The sequence below is a fragment of the Coriobacteriia bacterium genome (assembly GCA_013336165.1).
GTDB lineage: Bacteria > Actinomycetota > Coriobacteriia > Anaerosomatales > JAAXUF01 > JAAXUF01.
This window is the reverse complement of record JAAXUF010000027.1, coordinates 1-2,922: the sequence shown is the minus strand read 5'-3', so window position 1 is coordinate 2,922 and position 2,922 is coordinate 1. Positions and strand designations below refer to the sequence as shown.

The 2,922-nt window shown below is 59.3% G+C and carries 3 protein-coding genes; all 3 read right to left on the bottom strand.

Annotated elements, in window-relative coordinates; translation table 11 throughout:
* Nucleotides 1-160 precede the first annotated feature (160 nt).
* The 3 genes from HGA39_09825 to HGA39_09815 all read right to left on the bottom strand — a co-directional run bounded on the left by HGA39_09825 (nucleotide 161) and on the right by HGA39_09815 (nucleotide 2,769).
* The gene (locus HGA39_09825) at nucleotides 161-634 is read right to left on the bottom strand and encodes a hypothetical protein (protein NTW29641.1); all 474 of its coding nucleotides are present in this window, start codon (nucleotides 632-634) and stop codon (nucleotides 161-163) included.
* A gap of 409 nt (nucleotides 635-1,043) precedes the next feature.
* Nucleotides 1,044-2,075, bottom strand: a complete 1,032-nt coding sequence (locus HGA39_09820) for a restriction endonuclease (protein ID NTW29640.1) — start codon at nucleotides 2,073-2,075, stop codon at nucleotides 1,044-1,046.
* A 121-nt stretch (nucleotides 2,076-2,196) separates the two neighbouring features.
* Nucleotides 2,197-2,769 carry a hypothetical protein gene (locus tag HGA39_09815; GenBank protein ID NTW29639.1) on the bottom strand — a complete coding sequence of 191 codons (573 nt, stop codon included), beginning with the start codon at nucleotides 2,767-2,769 and terminating at the stop codon, nucleotides 2,197-2,199.
* Between the last annotated feature and the right edge of the window lie 153 nt (nucleotides 2,770-2,922).

Below are 2,922 nucleotides of genomic sequence, written 5' to 3'. Positions count from 1 at the left end.
CCTCGTTGTAGTAACGGCGGACGCTTGGTTGCCCTTCGGGCCCGAACGCATGAGCGCGAAGGTAACGCGCCCAAGCCTTGTGTGATTCAGGGACTGCCAATGCTCGATCCCCCTTCGGTCTAACGTCCAGCGAATGAGCAGACGCGCACTCGCTTGCTTGTCAGTCTAACTCTTGGCGTTCTGCTCGATTCGCTTGTTCGACAGACGACTGCGCAGTCCCGTCGTCGCGCGCCCACGCCTTCAATGGCAGCGGAACAAGGAATCGCGCGCCGCTGTCTTCGTTGCCGAGCGCTACCACAATGGGATTGTCGAAGGACTCAGCCGCTTCTGGCATCTTGGCGCCCGTGATCTCAGCTGCGACCGCATCCATTCCCGGGGCTCCGACTATCGTCTGGTGAAAGGTCACCAGAACGTGCATGACCATGCCCTCCGATAGATCAAGGACGGCTACGGCACAGCCTTCAACTCCTGGGTAGCTCACCTCATACGTTTCGGGGACTGCAAGAAGGCTGAGAACTGCCATTCGTGTTGGATCGCTGCTGGGCTCGATGAAGACGATGCTGCGCTTCCATCCAACCCGTTTGGACGGGTCAAGATACAAGCCCTCCATTGGGAAGTACACGCGGAACGCCACTACTGGCTCTCGACCCCAGGTATCTGGACGCTCCCACTTCGTCCAGACCCGATCCGAGCCGGACGAGACGAGTTCTGGGCGAGCCTCCAATGCTTTTTCTGTGAATCCAAATCGCCACAACCCTGAGCCGTGCAGGCTGACTTTCACCTCACGGAAGTTGTCGCGACACACTAGGTAGCAATCGCCAGACCGAGACGTGGTCACAACCCATGAGTTCGAACTCATTCCGTCCGGCGTGCCGATCGCCAGCCGCACCGTGCGACCGCTCAATGGGATTGAGGTACTGCCCGACGTCCAGTAGTTCACGCCCACTGTGCGCAATCCCCCATGTTCTGTCGAACGTCTGAGAGATAACCTGCGAGCGAAGCGAGTCAGGTTGATCTCTTTGTTGGAAAGCCGGCCGCCTGCCTCATGCTTCGTCTTGCGCTGCTACCGTCCAGATTCGTTTCAAGGGCAGTTCAGCCTTAAGGTCATCGTCCAGACTGTCGTAATGGGCAAACAGCTCCTCGAGCAACTCCTTCTGCGTCCACAAGCGCATCCGGAAGAAGCTGGCCGCGAGTTCCTTCTGGACATTCGACTTGAAGCCACCCCATGCAACAAACAGTCCCTCGGTCGCTCCGAACTTGGTTACCGCTCCCAGCAACTTGTCGACGGTGGGACGATCGATTGGAGTACTCTCCGACTTCACTTCAACGCAAAGCCGTGGTTCGCCAAAGCCGAGAGGGCCGGATCCCGCGAGTATGTCCGCACCGCCGTCTGCGCCTTCCGGACTGCGATAGGTCGTATAGCCTTGCGCCTGGAGAATGGCCTCAACGAGCCGAGTGAGTCCGTGGCCCTTGAAGCGGGCCGAGATCAGTTGAGCTATCTGGTCCCGAGCAAGCTCCTCGAGGTCAGTATCCTCAGTGCTTTCGTCCGAGATTGCGGTCACCGTCTTCGCCGCGGCGATGGTCTCAGGCTTCCAGCCATTGGCTCTCATTGCTGCAAGCCGCTGCTCTGCATTGTTGCGCGAGATGCGGCAGATGGTCATGAAAGCGCCGAAGCTGTTGAGCAGGTCCTTACCGAAGTTGGCCCGCGGAATGGACTCGGCGATCCACTTCACCGGTAGCCAGTGGAAATAGGGATCAGGACCAGCGACCTCATAGTGATAGGAGCCCGTGACCTCTCCGACCTGAATCGCCCGCTGACTCTTCAGGGGCAAGACCACGAGATCCCCAGCCTTGATCTCATGTGCGAACGGCCAGACCTGGCTCGACCAATTCATGATCGCCTTTGGCTTGCCGTCCGGATACCGACTGGTCATCGCGGCAACGAGTTCTGCGCGATCGTTCATCCTGGACAGATCAGCGTCCAGCCCCTCCCACGTAACGTAGACGCGACTCTCGCCGACGAACTTCGCCTCATACTCGCCATGAGATCCTGCGCGAACCAGCCAAACAGCCATCGGACTCCCCCTCCAGCGGCAACCAGCCTTAGTCTATCGGAACTCGGTCTTCCGGTCTTTCCAACGTCTGACGTTTGAGCTGCGAGCGTAACGCTTTCAGAGTGCGACGACTATCTGCGAGTCAGCTCGAAACGTTTGTTCGATGGTCGCGGCCCACGCCGGTCGCCCCCCGATCCGCTGAGCGCGGCGAGTTGAACCTGCGATCTATCAGACCGACTGCCTGTTCGCGCGCGAGACCATGCGCACCGACGTAGGTGAGCAGCGCCTTCGCATCCTTGTAATTCGAGATAGGCAGCACTTCCCAAAGCCAAAGCAGTTCGGAGTTCACCATCCCCTGATCAACCATGAAACGGCTTCGCGACTCCTGACTCATCTGATTCGCACTGGTGAGCGCACCCATTAGCGTCTTGTACGCTCGCCTGTACTTACCCCCACAGAACAGCCATGGCTCAACGGGCACCAGGAGTGCCGTCTCGATGGGCCAGCCGGCATCAAAGTACTTGCGTGCTCTGATCAACCTGTCACACCGCGGCATCTTCTCTGCAGTATTGGGACGCGACGGCGCCTTGATCTCCCGTGGACGCTCAGGATCAGGAACCGCTCCAGGCACGGGGGCCGATACGAGCCATGATTCAACCGCGGCAACGGTGTTGCCGATCATCACGATCTCTCTCGCACCGACTCGCGCCCTCATTGACCCCGGCCACTCCAGATCCATCGAACGTCTGACGTTTGAGCAGCGGACGTATCACTCTCGAAAGAGTAGCGCTTTCGCCGTCTGCTCGAAACGTTTGTTAGCTACGCGCGGGCAGCATCAGCCACCGCGCGCCAGGCCGCGAGTTTCGCC

Bases quoted from the DNA above. Each gene is read 5' to 3' on its own strand.
- HGA39_09820 (NTW29640.1), bottom strand. From the start codon at position 2,075: ATGGCTGTTTGGCTGGTTCGCGCAGGATCTCATGGCGAGTATGAGGCG.
- HGA39_09815 (NTW29639.1), bottom strand. From the start codon at position 2,769: ATGAGGGCGCGAGTCGGTGCGAGAGAGATCGTGATGATCGGCAACACC.